This is a genomic window from Streptomyces sp. NBC_00775 (assembly GCF_036347135.1).
GTDB classification, from domain to species: Bacteria; Actinomycetota; Actinomycetes; order Streptomycetales; family Streptomycetaceae; genus Streptomyces; species Streptomyces lutosisoli.
In genome coordinates this window covers 9,878,764-9,895,203 of record NZ_CP108938.1, presented here as the reverse complement: position 1 = coordinate 9,895,203, position 16,440 = coordinate 9,878,764, and the positions used below count along the sequence as shown (strand labels likewise).

Below are 16,440 nucleotides of genomic sequence, written 5' to 3'. Positions count from 1 at the left end.
GTTAGGCTAGCGTGCAGAATGAAGACGTGGCAACGGACGACATGTGGATCTGGGACGGCGGACGGCTCTGCCTGGACTTCGCCAACACCCTCCGAAGCCGGTGGAGAGCCACTCCGGTGGAGACCCTCCGGGAACCGGACGACCTGACGGGCTGGCTCCGGGAGGCCCTTCTGCTCGCCCCGGGGACCACCGAGCCCGCCCCGGCGGCCGTTCTTATGTCCGCCCGGCGGCTGCGCGAGAGCGTCGACCGGGCCGTACTGGCGGTCGCCGACGGCCGACTGCCCATGTCCGGCGACGTGACGCTGCTCAACCGGTCGGCAGCGGCGGCCCCCAGACCCGCACTGCAACTCGTCATCACCGACGACCGCCTGGAGCCCGCCGGCCCCACGACCCTCGCCGCCGACCCCGCACTCGCCCTGGCACTCATCGCCCAGGACGCCGTCGACCTGCTTCTGTCCGCCGAGATCCAGCGCGTGCGCGTCTGTGGAGCCGACCGGTGCGCTCTGCGTTTCCTGGACCGCTCCCCAGCTCGCAACCGCCGATGGTGTTCCATGTCCCGCTGCGGAAACCGCACCAAGGTCCGCCTCCATCAAGCGCGCTCACGACAGAGCGGCCCGGCGACGGAAAACTGACCGAAGTGCCCTCAGTTCACTCGGGCGACCTCAACCGAAAAGCCGGGCCGGGGACGCTCTCGATGTCCTTCGCCTGCACCGGATGGCCCTGTTCGCAGCGGATCTGGACGTCGACGTGGGCACCGCACTCGCGATGCCGCGCCAGGACCGCCGGCCCCTCCGGGTCGGCACGGTAGCGGTCACCCCACTGCAGCAGCCCCATCACGGCCGGTACCAGATCCAAACCCTTGGACGTGATCACGTACTTCGGCCGACTCCGCGAGCCCGGCTCCTTGTAGGTCTCGGTGGCCAGGATCCCTTCCTCCACCAGCATCCGAAGCCGTGCCGCGAGCAGGTTGCGAGGACAGCCGAGGACCCGTTCGAACTCACTGAAGCGGGACGAGCCGTACCAGACCTCACGCAAGATCAGGATCGTCCACTTCTCCCCGACGACCTCAAGGGTCCGCGCGATCGAGCAGTTCGACGTGTCCCGGTCGAGCCGGGGGTCCATGCCGGTGTCTTGGAGAACTTCGGTCCACGCATCCATGAGAACGATTCTAGCCGCTTGAGTTTACTTTCAGAGACTCAGCGACCGACAACAAATCATTGCCTCACGGGCGTGATATTACGGACGTCAGACCATCGACTGGGGCTCGGCCTGTATGGCAACGGATCATCGAGAGGGCCGGCCACCGATTCAAGCAGGACGGCATCGACGGCTCGGGCATCTCCACGCTGATGGCGGACGCCGGGCTCACCAATGGAGCGTTCTACGCCCACTTCGCCTCCAAGGACGACCTCGTCGCCCACGTCGTCGCCCATGAACTGCGCACACTGGCGGATCGGTGCGACACGCTGAGGCCCGGCCAAGAGGGACTCGAGGACTTCGTTCGCGGCTATCTGTCACCCGAGCACCGTGACCGGCCCGGCACCGGATGCCCCTCCGCCGCACTGCTCGACGAGATCGGCCGAAGCACGGACGGCACCAAGCAGGCGTACACCGAGGGCGCGACGGCCATCATGGAAGAGATCGCCGCCCGCCTGGCGCCCCCGGATCCACAGGCCGCTCGCGGCAGAGCCATCGGGCTCTTCACTATGATGGTGGGGACGCTGCAGCCGTCCCGCGCCCTAGCCGACCGCGCGTTCGCCGACGAGGTCCTCGAGCGGGGAGTCGAGAACGCTCGCACGTTCATCGACCGAGACGCACTACCGCGCCGCAACGAGGGCCGCGGTCCGAGGACGGCTTCCGGCGAGCGGTGCGCGAAGGCATCGACTCGAGCCCGGATGCGAGGACGCTTCCGGGTGTCCGCCTATGAGCACTCCCGGCCAAATGCGCCGCCCGCCCGCACCTGACACCCACTACCGCTCAAGGAAGTCGAGGACTTCCGCCACGAACTGCTCGTGGAACTGGAAGATGCCTCCGTGGCCTGCGTCGGGGTAGACGACCAGGTCGGCGTTCGGCAGTCGCCTGGCCAGTTCGAACGAGTTCTTCGTCGGCACCATCCTGTCGTTGTCACCGTTGGCGACGAACACGGGCTGATGGATGACGGAGAGGTCCTGGGGCTGCGCGAGCCCCCAGCGGTGGATGGCCTTGAGCTGGGCGAAGTACGACGTGAGGGAGATCGCCTTGTCGCGGTCGTGAGTGCGCTCCTTGAGCCGGGCCAGGAACTGCTTTCCGGCTCGCCGCCCGCCCGCGGTGCGGGTGAAGAAGAGGAACTGCTTCGGGTCCTGGAGGGTGAGCAGGGCCCGGACGGTGTCGAGATGGGACAGTCGGGTCACCTTCTTGATGCCCTCACCGCCCGCGGGGCCGGTGCCCGTGAGGATCAGCCTGCGGACGAGCTGCGGTTCGTTCTGCGCGATCACCTGGGCGATCATGCCGCCCATCGAGAAGCCGTGAATGTCGACATGGTCGAGCCCGAGTCCCCGGATGAAGGTGACGGCGTCCTTCGCCATCTCTTCGATGGCCTTCGGTGTCGAGCCGCTGGATGCGCCGACGCCCCTGTTGTCGAAGGTGATGACGCGATGCCTGGCGGCGATGCCGTCGACGACTCGGGGGTCCCAGTTGTCCAGGACGGCGGAGAGGTGGGTGATGAAGACCACCGGGACGCCGGTCCTCGGGCCGAGGTCGCGGTAGGCGAAGGTCACTCCCCCGGCGGTGAGGGTGCGGGTGGGCGCCTTCCGGTACGACGTCACCACGTCGCCTCGTACTCCCTGTGCGTCGCTCACGGCCGTGCCCTTCTGCGTGGGGTTCCGGACCGCGACTGCGATCCGGACTCGGACGACGACAGAAGGCCCGCAGGGTCGGAACCCTGTCCGGTTGAGCCCTTCAGCATCACACCGACCATTGAATTATGCCCATACTTTAATGGGCCTCACGAGAGGTACGCCGCACATCACGTCGCACATGAGGTCACGCCGCCGGGATACATCCACCGCCGACCCGACCTTGCGCCATGACCATGTCCCGCCTCCAGCACAACCGGCGCGACCGACGCCGGCACGGAGCGCAGGGGGTGACACCGGCGAGACCCTGGAGCGACGAGGGCATCACGCCATGAGGGCCGCCGACCGTGGGGCATGGCGCGTGCGGGACAGCAACCCCGCTTGCGGCCCGTCGGCCAGCCACATAGAATGATGGTCGTAATTCAATTTGCGGAAGCCTGGTGTCGATCACACGGGCATCCACGACGCGAGGTAAGGCCGCCCGCACTTTCCGCCGCGGGGGAAGCCCGGGACGAACAGCACACTCGTCGACTCGCTCCACCTACTTGAAAGACCTGGCCATGAGCGCACCGCGCAATTCTCCGTCCCCCTCACGATCGTCGTACAAGAACGCGCCGACCCGCTCCGTGTCCGTCGACGGGGTGACCTTTGCCTACCGCGAACTCGGCCCCGAGGACGGCGTGCCGCTGGTTCTCCTGATCCACCTGGCCGGAAACCTGGACAACTGGGACCCGAGCATCGTCGACGGACTCGCCGCACGGCGTCGGGTGATCACCTTCGGGAACCGCGGGGTGGGCGGGTCGGGCGGCTCCACGCCGGACACGATCGAAGGGATGGCCCACGACGCGGTGCGGTTCATCCGCGCCCTCGGCTTCGACCAGGTCGATCTGTTCGGTCTGTCGATGGGCGGCTTCGTCGCCCAGGTCATCGCGGCGGAAGAACCGCACCTCGTCCGCAAGGTCATCCTCGCGGGCACCGGCCCCGCCGGCGGCCCCGGCATCGACAAGGTCCCGGCCCTGGCCGTTCAGGCCACGATCAAGGGCGCCCTGACCCGCCAGGATCCGAAGCTCTCTCTCTTCTTCACCGCCACCGCAAGCGGCCAAAGAGCAGGACGCGCCTTCCTGCGGCGGCTGGAGGAGCGTACGGACGACCGCGACCAGGACATCTCGCTGACGTCGGTCCGCGCCCAGATGAAGGCCATCAGACGATGGGGCCGCCAGGCACCGTCAGACCTGTCGGCAGTGCGCCAACCGGTCCTCGTGGCCAACGGCGAGAACGACCGGATGGTGCCCAGCCGGAACACCATCGACCTGGCCGCTCGCCTGCCCAAGAGCGAGCTTGTCCCCCTCTACCCCGATTCCGGCCATGGGGGGATCTTCCAGAACCACGAGGACTTCGTCGCCAGGGCGCTCGGGTTCCTCGAGTCCTGAGCTTGATGCCGCCCTCTCACTCGCCTACAAGCCCGCCGAATCAGCGCATACAGAAACGAGGCTCTCCGTGCGTGACCTCCCGTTCCAGTCAGCCGCGGACCAGTTGGGCGCACTGGCCTCGGGGAAGGTGTCAAGTGAGGAACTGTTCGACGCCTACCTGAGCCGCATCGACGCCCACAACGAGACGCTCAACGCGATCGTCACCCTCGACGTCGAACGGGCTCGGAGCGCGGCCAGGGATGCCGACGCGAAACGCACGAGCGGGGCGAAACTCGGCCCGCTGCACGGTCTGCCGATCACGCTGAAGGACAGCTACGAGACCGCGGGACTGCGGACCGTCTGTGGTCGGACCGATCTCAAGGACTACGTGCCCAACCAGGACGCCGAGGCGGTACGACGGCTGCGTTCCGCAGGTGCGGTGATCATCGGCAAGACCAACATGCCCGCGGGGAACCAGGACGTCCAGGCGGACAACCCGGTGTTCGGACCGACGCTGAACCCATGGAACACCGCCCGCACGTCCGGAGGCTCCGCAGGCGGTGGCGCCGTGGCCACGGCCGCAGGGCTGACGGCTCTCGACTTCGGCTCCGAAATCGGCGGCTCCACCCGGATCCCGGCACACTTCAACGGCCTCTACGGGCACAAGGCCACCTGGCGGTCCATCCCTCTCATCGGGCATGTGCCGGGCGGACCGGGTGTCGGACGGTGGGGGGAGATCGACCTCGCCTGTGCGGGCGCCCAGGTGCGCGAGGCGCGCGACCTGGTCCCTGTCCTCCACGCGACGGTGGGACCGCCCGAGCGCGACGGCGGTTTCAGCTACACCCTCGCACCACCCAGGGCGAGCGAGCTGAGCGGCTTCCGGGTCGCGGTGTGGCCCGAGGACGCGTCGTGCCCTGTCGACCACGACGTCGCCGCAGCGATGGACGACGCTCTGAGCGCCCTCAAGTTGGCCGGCGCGAAGGTCGAGTCGCGGCCCTCCGCGCTCCCCGGTGACATGGCGACCAGTCATGACATCTTCCTGCGCCTGCTCTTCGGCGCGTTCACCTATGACCGGTCCGGACTGACAGCGGCCTCCAACACCGCCCTCCTCGCGCGTCTCGCCCAGCATCCTCGGGGGGAGGCTTTGTACGCCTTGCGAGGAACCTTCCAGACCCACTACAGCTGGCTCCAGGCGGACGTCGCACGCCATGAGCTACGGCAGCGCTGGACCGAGTTCTTCCGGGACTTCGACGTCCTCCTCATGCCGGTCACACCGACCGCGGCACCGCCTCATCACAACAAACCGATCGACAGATTCGGACGCCGGATCCAGGTCGACGACCGGTCTCGCCCCTACTGGGACCAGGTCAAGTGGAGCGCCATCGCCAACGTGGCCGGCTCTCCGGCGACGACCGTCCCGGTGCGAACGAGCCGCGACGGTCTGCCTGTCGGGCTCCAGGTGATGGGCCCGAGCGGAGGCGACCTCACCACCATCAAGTTCGCCGAGCTCCTCGGCCGAGAACTCGAGGGCTACCAGCCCCCTCCGGCCTTCATCTGACGGTCCGCCGACCCCCACTCCCCTGACCCCGGCCCGCAGGCAAACCCGGCCGGCGCCGACCACACAGAAGAAGAGCCCGGATGAATACGCTGGACACCCCCCTCACCCTCCCGAACGGCCGGATACTGGCCAACCGCCTGATGAAGTCGGCACTCAGCGAGGCGCTCGGGGACAAGAACAACGCACCCGACGAGCGCCTCGTCCGTCTGTACTCCACATGGAGCCGAGGCGGCTACGGCCTGATGATCACCGGCAACGTCATGGTCGATCGCGCACAGCTCGGTGAACCGGGCAACATCGTCATCGAGGACGAACGTGATCTCGACGCGCTCTCGCGCTGGGCCAAGTCGGCCCAGGACTCGGGCGGTGCGATCTGGGCACAGCTCAACCACCCCGGGCGCCAGGCCAATCCCTTGGCACTCGGACACACGCCGGTGGCCCCCAGCCCGATCCCGACGAAACTGCCCGGAGCCAGGACACCGCGCGAACTGCGACCGGCGGAGATCGAGGAGATCATCGAGCGCTTCGCCACGGCCGCGGCCGTGTGCGAGACAGCCGGCTTCAACGGCGTACAGGTGCAAGGGGCCCACGGATATCTCATCTCGCAGTTCCTGTCCCCGCTGTCGAACCGGCGCGAGGACGGCTGGGGCGGCGATCTCGAGGGACGGATGCGTTTCGGCCTCGAGGTCGTCCGCCGCATCCGCGGCCGCGTCAGGCCAGGCTTCGCCGTGGGCATCAAACTCAACTCGGCGGACTTCCAGCGGGGCGGATTCACCGAGGACGAGTCCCAGGCCGTGCTGGCCGCGCTCGCCCACGAAGGCGTCGACCTCATCGAGGTCAGCGGCGGTAGTTACGAGTCCATGGCAATGAGCGGCTCGGCGGCCCCCAGCACCAGGGCACGCGAGGCGTACTTCCTCGAATACGCCCGCACGGTTCGCCGACTCGTGGGCGACATCCCCCTCGCCGTCACCGGCGGATTCCGCACCGGCGATGCCATGCAGCGAGCCGTACAGGCCGGCGAATGCGACGTGGTCGGCATCGGCCGGCCGACAATCACCACGCCGGACGCGGCCCGGCTCGTCCTGGAAGGGCGGGCCGAGACACTCACGGCACATCAGGTGCGCTACGGCATGAGAGCCCTGCTGGGCAGAATCGCCGACCTCAAGGTCCTGGACGGGGTACTGGACATCAGCTGGCACACCGACCAGATACATCGCCTCGGGAACGGCCTGCTCCCCGACCCGGATCGCGGCAGTCTTGCCGCCACCATCGCCATGGTGCGGCGCAACGGGCGCACCTCGTTCCGCGCCAAGCGAGGCGGGTCATGAGCGCAACCAGGCCGCCGGGCCCGACCAGTGATCACCGTGGCCGTGCGGGACATGAACCCACGCGCGCGTCCCAAGGGTCGTAACGCGACCGCTACGGCCCCTGACCCGGAAGAGGTCGAGGACCGCCCGGCCCCGCTCGCCCGGTGTGTAGACGTGGTGGCTGTGGACTGCCAGCAGATCGCCCTCGGCGATGGCCCGCTTCGGCTCCACGCTCAGCTGCGGGAACTGCTCCAAGTACGCGCCCAGTGCGGCCTTCGCGCCTGCCACGCCGTCAGGAATGTTCGGGTTGTGCTGGTGATACTCGGGGGCCACGTAGGTGTCGAAGGCGGCCAGGTCCTTGCGGACCATGAGCTGGTCGACGAAGGCGGTGACGAGCTTCTTGTTGTAGGCGCTGAACCACCGCTGCTCCGGCGCCTCGGTCTGCGGCCGGCTGAGGGTGGAGAACATGTCGTTGCCGTTGGCCGTGGTCGCCGGCACCTCCTGAAAGATGTCCCAGTGCTCGGCGATCTTCCCGTCCTGGAAGCGGAAGATGTCGAAGGCGGCGATCCCGCAGGCACCAGGAGCCGTGACGACGTTGGAGTGCAGGAGCACCAGGTCGCCCTCGGAGATGACCCGCTTGATGTCGTACTCGGTGTCCGGGTACTGCTGGCACCAGGCGACACCGAACGCCTTGAGGGCCTCGGGTCCGTCGGGGGCGAGGGGTGATCTGCGTCTTCACCTCCCTTCCACGGTCAGCACGATCTTGCCGGTGGTGCGGCCGGTCTCGCCGAGGGCGTGGGCCTTGGCCGCCTCGGCGAGCGGGAAGGTGGCCTCGATGTGGGCGCGCAGGGCGCCGGTTTCGACGAGGTCGGCGATGGCTTGCATGCCGGCGCGGTCGGCCTCGACGAGGAGGGCCTCGTAGCGGATGCCCCGTTCGGCGATGCCGGCCAGCTCATCGGGGTCGATGGGGACCGGAAGGATCGAGACGAGGGTGCCGCCCGGGCGCAGTACGGTGAGGGAGCGGGCGCGGGCGGCGGTGTCGAGCGAGACCGAGTCGAGGACCACGTCGATGTCCTTGAGGGCCTCGGTGAAGTCGACCGCGTGGTAGTCAATGGCCTCGTCCACTCCCAGGGACCGCAGAAAGTCGTGCTTGGCGGCGCTGGCGGTGCCGATGACGTAGGCGCCGCGGGACTTGGCGATCTGGACGGCGAGATGGCCGACGCCGCCGGCTGCCGCGTGGATGAGGACGCGCTGCCCGGGCTGGATGTCGGCGGTGTCGACGAGGGCCTGGTAGGCGGTCAGGGCGGCGAGCGGCAGAGCGCCGGCCTGGACGTGGTCGATGCCGGCGGGCTTGTGGGCGAAGGCGCGGGCGGGGCCGGTCACGTACTCGGCGTGGGAGCCGACACCGTGGGGGTAGGGCAGCATGCCGAAGACCTCGTCGCCCGGCTTGAACAGGGTGACGCCGGTGCCGACGGCCTCGACGACGCCGGAGACGTCCCAGCCCAGGACGAGGGGCAGCACGCTGGCGGTCATGGGCTGGGCACGGTTCCACCAGTCGGTCGGGTTGACGCCGGCCGCGCGGACGGCGATCAGGATCTCACTCAATCCCGGTTCAGGCCGGGGCACTTCGACTTCCTTGAGTACCTCCGGGGAACCGTGGGTGTCCTGGCGGATGGCGCGCATGGTGGCGGTATCGGAGTTCGTCATGCGTCCAGCGTCGCGGCCTGCCACCCGAGGCACCATGGCATGAATGCCGACTTTCAACGGGATCACGCCATGGCCTCCCCTCATCGAGTCGTCGTGCTGACCGTGGACGGCGTTTACCCCTTCGAACTGGGCATTCCCAGCCGGGTCTTCGAGGCGGCGGACGGTCGTTACGAGGTCCTCACCTGCAGCGTCGACGGCCGTCCCGTCCGCACCAACTCCGACTTCTCGATCACCGTCGAGCACGGCCCGGAGGCCCTGCGCACCGCCGACACCGTCGTCATCCCGCCCTTCACCCCCACCGCCGTCACGACGGAAGTACCGCAAGCCGTGGTGGAGGCGCTCGGCTCCGTCACCGCCGGCACGCGCCTCGTGTCCATCTGCACCGGCGCCTCCGTTCTCGCCGCGGCCGGTCTCCTCGACGGTCGTCCGGCCACCACGCACTGGATGGTCGCCGACCTCTTCCGCGCATGCTTCCCACAGGTCGCCCTCGATCCGGACGTCCTGTTCATCGACGACGGAGACGTGCTGACCTCGGCCGGTGCGGCTTCCGGGCTGGACGTCTGCCTGCACATCATCCGCAAGGACCACGGCAGTGAAGTCGCCAACCAGGTGGCCCGCATGTGCGTCGTCCCTCCGTGGCGGGACGGAGGACAGGCGCAGTACATCCAGCACCCGGTGCCCGACGCCACGGGCAGCGGAACGGCCACGGCCCGCCAGTGGGCGCTGGAGAACCTCCGCGAGCCCATGACGCTGACGGATCTCGCCGAGCACTCCCACATGAGCCTGCGCACCTTCGCCCGCCGCTTCACCGAAGAGGTGGGCATGAGCCCGGGACGCTGGCTGATCCAGCAGCGCGTCGACCGGGCACGGCACCTCCTGGAGACCACCGATCAGCCGGTGGACGAGATCGCCGGCCAAGTCGGCTTCGCCGGCGGCACATCACTGCGAGAACACCTGCATGCCGCCATCGGCATCTCACCGCTCGCCTACCGGCGCACCTTCCGCGGCACCCTGTCCCCCGCGCACTGAGCACCACCACGCAGCTCCCGCTCCGCCAACGCAGCGATGAGGCCTATCACTTGTCCGCCAGGATGCGTTCCAACGATCGTTGACCCGTCCGGCTCATGGCTGTGTTGCTTTTGACGTAGTACCAGACCAACCCCATCGCTTGGACGAAAGCCCACGCCTTGCCTCGCTCCCATTCGAGGTGGTCGCTCCCCAGGTGCTCACGGAGCTCCTGGCGCGGCCCGGCCTCGAGCAGGTGCCACGCACTCACAAGATCCAGGGAAGGGTCAGCCGGCCCGAAGCCGCCGACGTCGAGAATCCCCGCAAGCCGGCCGGCGGACACGAGCACGTTGCCAGGAATCAGATCGCAATGGGCCATGGCGTCCCCAGCTGCACCTCGCGGCAGCTCACGCAAAGTCGCCCAGCTACGGCGCAGCCGAGGGACATCCAGGAGGTGCTCACTATGTCGGAAACAGGTCTCCATCCACGCGTCGTGCGACCGCAGGTCACCTCCTCGGCCCGTGCCGGCGAACGTGCGGCCACGCGTGTCGATCGCGCGCAGTTCGCCGATGAGATCGGCCAAGTCACGGGCAAACGCAGCCGATCCGCCAGGGTCCTCGTCGGCGGCCACGACGCCGGACAGCCACGTCTGCACCGACCACGGAAGCGGATAACCCGCCCCGGGTTCACCGAGTGCCACCGGCTCAGGTGTCGGGAAACGCGTGCGACCTGCCAGCTCCCGAGCCGCTTCCGCTTCGGACTCCAGCCAGCGCCGCGTCGACTCGACGTCTGCGGACTCAAGAGGGAATCGGGCTGCCAACCGGTCGCCAATGCGGAAGACGGCGTTGACCGTGCCCTGCGCCGCGATGCTCCTGACCGGCAGGCTCCGCCACTCAGGAAACTGCTGCTCCACCAACATGCGCACGGTCTCAGGTGACACGGTCAGCTGATTGGCGTGCATCTTCATGGGGGAAGCATTCGCGTCACGATCTTCAGCTGCAACCCATTTCCGTCGCGCAACGTCGCCTGCTGGTAGTCCTGCACGCGTCGGTTCCACCGGGAGCGCTCCCGACCGGGACCTCGCCCGTAGCGGATCAGGGCGCGGGGAGTGGAAAGAGCATGCAGCTGCTGGTGGCGTGGGCCAGCAGGCGATCCGCCTCGTCGACCAAATAGGCCTGGGCGAGAGCGGTTTGGCGCCCTCCGTCGACGACCGTACCGATGGCCCGGACCTTGCCGGTGTCCACGGTGATCCGCCGGAGGAACTTCACGGTCAGATCAAGCGAGGTGTATCCCGTGCCCTGCGGGAGGGTCGACTGGACCGCCCCGCCTGCCGCCGAGTCGAGCAGGGGGGCGTACATCCCTCCGTGCACACTGCCGAGGGAGTTGTAGTGCTCCTCGCCCGGCATCAGCGAGAAGACCACACGGCCCTCCTCCACCTCCTCGAGGGCGAAGTCCAGAGCGGCTATGAGAGGCGGTGGGGCAGGTGCCCCTCCAGCAGGTCGCGCAGCACCTCCACGCCCGAGACGCGTCCTGCGATTGCTCCCACAATCGCGGGATCCTGCCACTCATACGTACGCGTCCGTCCCACGCCCCGCCCCCCACCTGGGTTCGAGAAATGAACCTAGCCATGGCATACCTGACTACCAATGCTGAAGTCAGAGCTCTGCCCCGGGCGGCACTGCCGGTCCGCGCGCGGAAGTGCGTCAGACACGCTGCCAGGCGTCCAGTACGGTGAGGGCGTTGTCCACCCCCTGATCGAGGAGCTCGTCGGCGAGTCGACTGTCGGTCAAGGCGCGGGACAGCTGCAATGTCCCGGCCATCATGCCGAGGAGACTGAGCGCCTTCACGCGTGCGGAGGACGGGGCCTCGGGCGCCATGCGGGCGGCAATGCCCTCGACAAGGATCAGCACACCGTCGGTGTACGCCTGCCTGGTCGTCTCGGTGCAGCGCCCGATCTCGTCGAGCAGAGCGGCGTTGGGGCAGCCGTCGCCGAGCCTCTCGCGGTGCTGGGGGGAAAGGTACCCCCGCACTATCTGCTCGAGTCCGGCACGGCCGGGCTCGGCCAGCGCGACGACGCTCTCGGCCTGCACTTTCAACTGGTCGGCGATGGCCGTGGTGACGAGATCATCCTTGGATGCGAAGTGAGCATAGAAGGCCCCATTGGTCAGCCCCGCGTCCTTCATGAGCGTCGAGACCCCGGAGCCGTCGATACCGTCTTGCTTGAACCGGCGGCCCGCTGTCTCGATGATCCGCCGCCTGGTCTCCGACTTGTGCTCTTTTCCGTACCGCACCACGCCACACGCTCCTTCGCCGGCCGGAAGGACCGGTTGCCCTTCACCGACTCAACCATTCTATGGTATTGCAAACGTAATCCAAAGAGTCGGCAGAGGCGACGGGCGAGCGAGCGTGTGGGCTTCTTCAGTGGTTGCGCTGTCAGGCGTCTATCAGTGCGAGGGCGTTGCGGATGCCCTGTTCGAGGAGTTGGTCGGCGAGTTGCCGGTCGGTCAGGGCGCGGGAGAGTTGCAGGGTGCCTGCCATCATGCCGAGGAGGCTGAGTGACTTCAGGCGTGCCAAGGGCGGGTCGTGGGGTGCCAGGCGGGCGGCGAAGCCGTCGATGAGGGTCAGCGCGCCGTCGGTGTAGGCCTGCCGGGTTGCGTCCGTGGAGCGTGCGATCTCGTCGAGGAGGGCGGCGTTGGGGCAGCCGTCCTCGATGCTGTCGCGCTGCTCGGTGGAGAAGTACCAGCGGATCATCTGCTCGAGTCCGGCGCGACCGGGTGCCGCCTGCGCGACGATGTTCTCGTGCTGTGCGCGCATCTGGTCGGCGACGGCGGTGGCGACGAGGTCGTCCTTGGAAGTGAAGTAGGCGTAGAAGGTGCCGCCCGTCAGGCCCGCGTCCTTCATGAGGGTCGCGACTCCCGAGCCGTCGATGCCGTTGCGCTTGAGCCGGCGGCCGGCCGTCGTGACGATCCGCTGCCGTGTCTGGTGTTTGTGTTCTTTCGGGTACCGCACTCTGTTCCTCCGTCGCAGCCGGGGCGTGTGCCCCGGCTGCCGTCCTGGTCGGGTCAGTGGGCCGCGCCTGCAAGGAGCGCGGGGAAGTTGATCCTGGCGGTCTGCAGCTTCGGGTCGTGGGGCTCGGGGACCCCGCCGTCGGTGACGTACAGGCGATCTCCGCGAACCGCGGTCGCTGAGGGTGAGGCGAGGCCGTCCGCGCTGGTCAGGACGGGCTTGTAGGTGCCGTTGGGGTAGATCACCACGACCCTGTCCGGGCCGTTGTTCGAGGACGAGCCGTTCTGCGCGGCGAACACCACATCGGACCAGGGGGTCAGGAAGCTGAGGTCGTCGATGTTGGGCAGGCCGCCCGCGACCTGGCGGATGGGGCCGGGAGCGCCGGCGGGGGTGATCGGTACGCGCAGCAGCGTTCCCTTGTTGAAGTTGCTGATCCACAGGGCGCCGTTGTGGAACCTGAGGCCGTTGGCGCCGATCGGCAGGGCTTCGGTGGGCACGGCGGCGAGAGCGGTGTCGGTCAGCCACGGCGTCGCCGATCCGCCGGACACCGGAACGGACCAGATGACGCCCTTGAGGCTGTCCGCGATGTAGAGGGTGCCTGTGGCCGGGTCAACGGCCAGCCCGTTGGGGCCCGAGTCGGCGGGCAGAGCGGCGACGCGCTGCGGGCTACCGTCCGCAAGCAGCTTGTAGACGCCGTTGCGGTCCGCGTTGCCCGGGGCCCACAACGCGTAGTAGACGGTGCCGTCGCTGCCACGGGCGTTGCCGCTGATCGCCTCACCCACCTGCCCGGTGACCAGCACCGTGCGCTCTCCGGAGGCGGAGATACGCATCAGCTCCGGACCGTGGGTGCGCTGGCACACCGCGCAGCTGCCGAGCATCGACAGAGTCACCGAGCCGTCGGGGTTGACGGTGATGTTCTCGGGGATCCCGCCGGCCGCGAAGTCGAACGTCGCCGCCGTCCGTACGTCGGTGACCACGGACCCGCCGTACGAGCCTCCCGTCCAAGCGGACGCGGACGGCGCCGAGGCCAGGACGGCCGCCGCGGCGGTGACCGCCAGCGCTATGCCGACCTTCTTCTTCAGGAAACGCTGTGCGCTCGATGCGCTGCGCCGGGCGGTGTGCTGGTGTTGCTGCTGCATGACTCTCCTGGGCAAATCGACAAGTGGCCGATCAATGGACTTCGCGACACGCTGGGTACATCGGGGAGGTCGGGCGGTGGCGACCCTGTTCGACCACCGCATCCGCTGCCACCTCGTCGAAGACGCGCCGTCGTTTTCGGGCGGGTCGGGCACGCGACAGGTGGGTGTCAGTTCGGCATCCGGTTGAACCGGCGGACGATGCGGTCAAAGATCCGGGCCGGAAGGACGCGGTGGAACACGCTGATGCCCGCGGCCGTCGAGCCGGCGGTGCGCCGCAGTTTCGGGCTCTTGTCGGTGGCCGCCGCGACGATCACCTTGGCCACGGTGGCGGGATCGTCGCCGCCGCTGGTGTTCTTCGCCAGCACCTCGTCGAAGGTGCGCCGCCCCGCCGCATAGAGCGGCAAGGGGGTGTCGCCCTGCACGCTATGGTCCCCGAACGGGGTGTTGATCGGGCCGGGCTCGACGAGCAGGACCCGGACGCCGTGCTCGCGGACCTCGTGGTCCAGCGACCCGGAGTAGCCCTCGACCGCGTGCTTGGTGGAGGTGTAGATGGCCATGAACGGGCTGGGGACGAACCCACTGAGGGAGGAGACGTTGATGACGCGTCCGCGCCGTTGCGCGCGCATGTGCGGCAGAACCGCCTTGGTCATCCGCATGATGCCGTAGACGTTGACGTCGAAGACCTCCTGCGTCCGGGCGACGGAGAACTCCTCGGCGGCGCCGTTGGCGCCGACGCCGGCATTGTTGACCAGGACGTCGATACGCCCGAACCGGTCGATCACCTTCTTGACCACCGAAGCGACCGATTCGTCGCTGGTCACGTCGAGGTCGAGGTAGGTCACCCCGGCGGGGGCGGTGACCCGCGCGGTGTTGCGAGCGGTTCCGATCACCTCGAAGCCCGCCGCGGCGAAGGCGCGGGCCGTCTCCTTGCCGACCCCCGATGAGGCACCTGTCACGAGCACCACCGGTCGATTTGTCGCCATCACGAGCTCCCTTGATATTGGCGTACGCCCGTATACCTTACGGCCGTTTGCCTTACGTTCGTACGACCATATGTCGGTCGTAAGCCAATGGCAAGTGGTCACGCCCGTTGATCCGGAAAGGGTCCGGGAAATGTGGGGTTCGGTTCGCCAGTACGCCCAGCGCCGACGGACAGGGTTACCTGCTCACGCCAGGGTTCATGCGATCTTGTCGCCGTAGATCTGGCTGACATGGAGCTCGACGAGAACTGGCCGGTCGGCGATCATCACCTGGCTGTAATCGTGGATCGTCAGGCGCGGCGCCGGGTCCGTCCAGCGTGACGACGCCTTCGACGGTGTGGCGAGTACGCCGAGCGAGCCGGCAGCCAGAAGCTCCCGAAGATCGCGGTCCTGGCTCATTCCGGGCTCCGGAACTGGCTGATCATCGCGGCATAGCTCGACCGGCCGAGCCCTTCGGCGACAGCACGGTCGGCGACCGCCTTGATCTGACGTGGCAGATCGGTGCCGACTCCCCGGGCGCTGTTCTCGTCGACGAGTTGAGTCATGGCGGCCAGGTGGGTGGCAATCGTGGCGTCGTCTCCCGGGAAGGCTCCCGCGTCGATCTGCTCGGCGTAGCCGGCGAGCCATCCGGTGGTGGTGGCGATGCCGCCTTCCAGGACGGGAGCGAGTGCGGTCGCGGAGACACCAGCCGACTGGAGGAGTGCGGCGGCATGGAGGAAGGCGTTCAGGATGGTCCACATCATGCCCAGCACGGCAACGTCGTGGGGCGCGGCGAGACCTGGATCATTGCCGAGGAACGTCGGGGCGCCCAGCTTTCGCAGCACGGAGTTGTGTTTGTCGAAGGCATCCCTGTCGCCGGAGTAGAGGATGGCGGCCTCGTCGGTGCCGATGCCGCCGGGAGCAGCCAAGACGGCCCCGTGGACATAGGCGATCTCATGCTGGGCAGCCCACCCGGAGATGTCGCCGGCCTCGCTGGAGGACCCGGATGTCAGGTTGATGAGCGTGCGGCCCCGTAGCTCGGCGGCGAGTGGTTGAACAAGCTCACGGACGGCGTTGTTGTCGGTGATGCAGACGATGACGAGGGAGCTGGCTGCAATCGCTTCGCCTGCCGAGGCTGCCCGGCGTGCACCGCGGCCGATCAGGTCGGCGCCCTTGCCAGTGGAGCGGTTCCACACCGTCGTCGGGTGCCCCGCAGCCAGGAGCGTGTCGGCCAGGGCGTACCCCCATCAGCCCCAGACCGAGGAGGGTCACCGATCCAGCCTGGTCGGATCCTGCGTGATCGTGTTCTGGACTGGTCATGCCGATACCCTCAACGTTGACTCCGGCATGAAGGTCAGTGACGGTGCATCAATTGCGCTACTACGAAGCCCAAGGGCTGTTGGCTCCGGCACGAGCTGCCAACGGATACCGGGACTACGGGGAAGAGTCGGTGGCGACGGTCACTCAGATCCGCAAGCTGCTGGAGGCCGGGCTCTCGGCCGAGGAAAGCGCACCG

Annotated in this window: 16 protein-coding genes and 4 pseudogenes; 7 read left to right on the top strand and 13 right to left on the bottom strand. The window is 68.1% G+C overall.

The genetic code is table 11. The features are described from left to right. Positions 1–26 precede the first annotated feature (26 nt). Positions 27–632 carry a CGNR zinc finger domain-containing protein gene (locus tag OIC96_RS43995; protein ID WP_330302448.1) on the top strand — a complete coding sequence of 202 codons (606 nt, stop codon included), beginning with the start codon at positions 27–29 and terminating at the stop codon, positions 630–632. Positions 633–648: 16 nt separating this feature from the next. Here OIC96_RS43995 and OIC96_RS43990 read toward each other — a convergent pair whose 3' ends face one another. Beyond that, the gene (locus OIC96_RS43990; protein WP_330309976.1) at positions 649–1,122 is read right to left on the bottom strand and encodes a winged helix-turn-helix transcriptional regulator; all 474 of its coding nucleotides are present in this window, start codon (positions 1,120–1,122) and stop codon (positions 649–651) included. Positions 1,123–1,235: 113 nt separating this feature from the next. Between OIC96_RS43990 and OIC96_RS43985 the strand changes: the two are divergent. After that, positions 1,236–1,805, top strand: a pseudogene (locus tag OIC96_RS43985) (TetR/AcrR family transcriptional regulator); the annotation flags it as partial. A gap of 165 nt (positions 1,806–1,970) precedes the next feature. Here OIC96_RS43985 and OIC96_RS43980 read toward each other — a convergent pair. Beyond that, positions 1,971–2,837 carry an alpha/beta fold hydrolase gene (locus OIC96_RS43980; protein WP_330302449.1) on the bottom strand — a complete coding sequence of 289 codons (867 nt, stop codon included), beginning with the start codon at positions 2,835–2,837 and terminating at the stop codon, positions 1,971–1,973. Positions 2,838–3,394: 557 nt separating this feature from the next. Between OIC96_RS43980 and OIC96_RS43975 the strand changes: the two genes are divergently transcribed. From OIC96_RS43975 to OIC96_RS43965, 3 genes are all read left to right on the top strand, one after another. Then, complete coding sequence (locus OIC96_RS43975; protein WP_330302450.1) at positions 3,395–4,264, top strand: alpha/beta fold hydrolase; 870 nt, start codon at positions 3,395–3,397, stop codon at positions 4,262–4,264. 67 nt (positions 4,265–4,331) lie between these two features. Next, positions 4,332–5,801: an amidase gene (locus OIC96_RS43970; RefSeq protein ID WP_330302451.1), complete on the top strand. Its 1,470-nt coding sequence runs from the start codon at positions 4,332–4,334 to the stop codon at positions 5,799–5,801. 80 nt (positions 5,802–5,881) lie between these two features. Continuing rightward, positions 5,882–7,129 (top strand): NADH:flavin oxidoreductase/NADH oxidase family protein, encoded by a 1,248-nt coding sequence (locus OIC96_RS43965; RefSeq protein WP_330302452.1) that lies wholly within the window; start codon positions 5,882–5,884, stop codon positions 7,127–7,129. On the opposite strand, the gene OIC96_RS43960 is transcribed toward OIC96_RS43965, so the two are convergent. From OIC96_RS43960 to OIC96_RS43950, 3 genes and pseudogenes are all read right to left on the bottom strand, one after another. Then, a complete protein-coding gene (locus OIC96_RS43960) occupies positions 7,124–7,618 on the bottom strand; it encodes a nuclear transport factor 2 family protein (RefSeq protein ID WP_443058594.1) in 495 nt (164 codons plus the stop codon). The genes OIC96_RS43965 and OIC96_RS43960 overlap by 6 nt on opposite strands. Next, a pseudogene (locus OIC96_RS43955) lies at positions 7,610–7,810 on the bottom strand (nuclear transport factor 2 family protein); the annotation flags it as partial. The gene OIC96_RS43960 and the pseudogene OIC96_RS43955, both read right to left, overlap by 9 nt. A 33-nt stretch (positions 7,811–7,843) precedes the next feature. Then, a complete protein-coding gene (locus OIC96_RS43950) occupies positions 7,844–8,791 on the bottom strand; it encodes an NADP-dependent oxidoreductase (protein WP_330309978.1) in 948 nt (315 codons plus the stop codon). A 93-nt stretch (positions 8,792–8,884) separates the two neighbouring features. Here OIC96_RS43950 and OIC96_RS43945 point away from each other — a divergent pair, with 93 nt between their 5' ends. Beyond that, complete coding sequence (locus tag OIC96_RS43945; RefSeq protein ID WP_330302453.1) at positions 8,885–9,844, top strand: GlxA family transcriptional regulator; 960 nt, start codon at positions 8,885–8,887, stop codon at positions 9,842–9,844. Positions 9,845–9,890: 46 nt separating this feature from the next. On the opposite strand, the gene OIC96_RS43940 is transcribed toward OIC96_RS43945, so the two are convergent. From OIC96_RS43940 to OIC96_RS43905, 8 genes and pseudogenes are all read right to left on the bottom strand, one after another. Next, positions 9,891–10,787, bottom strand: coding sequence for an aminoglycoside phosphotransferase family protein (locus tag OIC96_RS43940; RefSeq protein WP_330302454.1), 897 nt, complete (start codon positions 10,785–10,787; stop codon positions 9,891–9,893). A gap of 127 nt (positions 10,788–10,914) precedes the next feature. After that, a pseudogene (locus OIC96_RS43935) lies at positions 10,915–11,408 on the bottom strand (PaaI family thioesterase). A gap of 115 nt (positions 11,409–11,523) precedes the next feature. Then, positions 11,524–12,114: a TetR/AcrR family transcriptional regulator gene (locus OIC96_RS43930; protein ID WP_330302455.1), complete on the bottom strand. Its 591-nt coding sequence runs from the start codon at positions 12,112–12,114 to the stop codon at positions 11,524–11,526. Between the two features lie 139 nt (positions 12,115–12,253). Then, complete coding sequence (locus tag OIC96_RS43925; RefSeq protein WP_330302456.1) at positions 12,254–12,829, bottom strand: TetR/AcrR family transcriptional regulator; 576 nt, start codon at positions 12,827–12,829, stop codon at positions 12,254–12,256. Between the two features lie 53 nt (positions 12,830–12,882). Continuing rightward, a complete protein-coding gene (locus OIC96_RS43920) occupies positions 12,883–13,965 on the bottom strand; it encodes an SMP-30/gluconolactonase/LRE family protein (protein WP_330302457.1) in 1,083 nt (360 codons plus the stop codon). Positions 13,966–14,132: 167 nt separating this feature from the next. Further along, on the bottom strand, positions 14,133–14,948 hold the full coding sequence (locus OIC96_RS43915; protein ID WP_330302458.1) for an oxidoreductase: 816 nt from the start codon (positions 14,946–14,948) through the stop codon (positions 14,133–14,135). 195 nt (positions 14,949–15,143) lie between these two features. Then, positions 15,144–15,344 carry a hypothetical protein gene (locus OIC96_RS43910; protein WP_330302459.1) on the bottom strand — a complete coding sequence of 67 codons (201 nt, stop codon included), beginning with the start codon at positions 15,342–15,344 and terminating at the stop codon, positions 15,144–15,146. Then, on the bottom strand, positions 15,341–16,120 hold the full coding sequence (locus tag OIC96_RS43905; protein ID WP_330302460.1) for an NAD(P)-dependent oxidoreductase: 780 nt from the start codon (positions 16,118–16,120) through the stop codon (positions 15,341–15,343). The genes OIC96_RS43910 and OIC96_RS43905 overlap by 4 nt, the downstream gene beginning before the upstream one ends. Before the next feature lie 161 nt (positions 16,121–16,281). Here OIC96_RS43905 and OIC96_RS43900 point away from each other — a divergent pair. Then, positions 16,282–16,437 (top strand): annotated as a pseudogene (locus OIC96_RS43900) (MerR family transcriptional regulator); the annotation flags it as partial. Positions 16,438–16,440: the final 3 nt, after the last annotated feature.